This is a genomic window from Xanthomonas sp. SHU 166, from assembly GCF_000364685.1.
GTDB lineage: Bacteria > Pseudomonadota > Gammaproteobacteria > Xanthomonadales > Xanthomonadaceae > Xanthomonas_A > Xanthomonas_A sontii.
Genome location: NZ_AQOJ01000264.1, coordinates 1 through 993, shown reverse-complemented (window position 1 = coordinate 993; position 993 = coordinate 1). Strand labels below are relative to the sequence as shown.

Annotated in this window: 1 protein-coding gene; it reads left to right on the top strand. The window is 64.4% G+C overall.

Annotated features, from left to right (window positions below; all coding sequences use genetic code 11):
- The first annotated feature begins 175 nt into the window (after positions 1-175).
- Positions 176-718, top strand: coding sequence for a glutathione peroxidase (locus tag D180_RS08475; RefSeq protein ID WP_017912458.1), 543 nt, complete (start codon positions 176-178; stop codon positions 716-718).
- Positions 719-993: the final 275 nt, after the last annotated feature.

Below are 993 nucleotides of genomic sequence, written 5' to 3'. Positions count from 1 at the left end.
TTGCCTGCTAGGGGGTAAGACGGTATCTGCGGGATCACATGATCCGCAGCAAAAGCGGGTGTTACGTGACTGCAGAGGCTAGCTGTCGGTGCGCTGAGTCACGCGGTTACGGCGCTGCGCATGCTGCGCCGGCAGCGACTATGCTGGCGCTCCCTTTCGATCGAGGTAATGCCCCATGTCCGAGTCGCTGACCGCCATTCCGCTGACCCGCATCGACGGCCAGCCGGCCACCTTGGCCGCGTTCGAGGGCAAGGTGTTGCTGATCGTCAACGTCGCCTCCAAGTGCGGCCTCACTGCGCAGTACGCGGGTCTGGAAGCGCTGTACCGCGAGAAGCAGGCTGCGGGTCTGGAAGTGCTGGGCTTCCCGGCCAACGATTTCAAGGGCCAGGAGCCGGGCAGCGAGGCGGAGATCCAGCAGTTCTGCCAGCTCACCTACGACGTGACCTTCCCGATGTTCTCCAAGATCGCGGTTACCGGCGAGGACACCCATCCGCTGTACCGCGCGCTGATCGCCGCGCAGCCGCAGACCGAGGGCGAGGGCCCGATGCGCGAGAAGCTGGCCGGCTACGGCATCGAGCCGAATCCGGCGCCGGGCGTGCTGTGGAATTTCGAGAAGTTCCTGGTCGGCCGGGACGGCCAGGTCCGCGCGCGCTTCGCTCCGGACGTTACCGCCGAGGATCCGCGCCTGCGCGCGGCGATCGACGCGGCGCTGGCGTAACGGCGCGCTGCGCCATCTGGCTGTGCTTGGACGAGCTGAAGGTGTGTTGCGGTGTCTAGGTAGTTGGTGAACGAGCCGGAGAGGTGATCGATGTTCTCGTTGTCCGGCGTCGCTTGTTGCGGCTGAACTGCTCCTACGCAAAGCCTGCAGCATCGAAACCGTTGCCGTTGCCGTTGCCGTTGCTTTGGCTGTTGTTTGGCATTAGCTGTTGCTTGGCTTTGGCTTTGGCTGTTGCCCTGGCTTTTGATTTACCGGGTTCCCTTCCGAAGCGGCGG

Bases quoted from the DNA above. Each gene is read 5' to 3' on its own strand.
- D180_RS08475 (WP_017912458.1), top strand. From the start codon at position 176: ATGTCCGAGTCGCTGACCGCCATTCCGCTGACCCGCATCGACGGCCAG.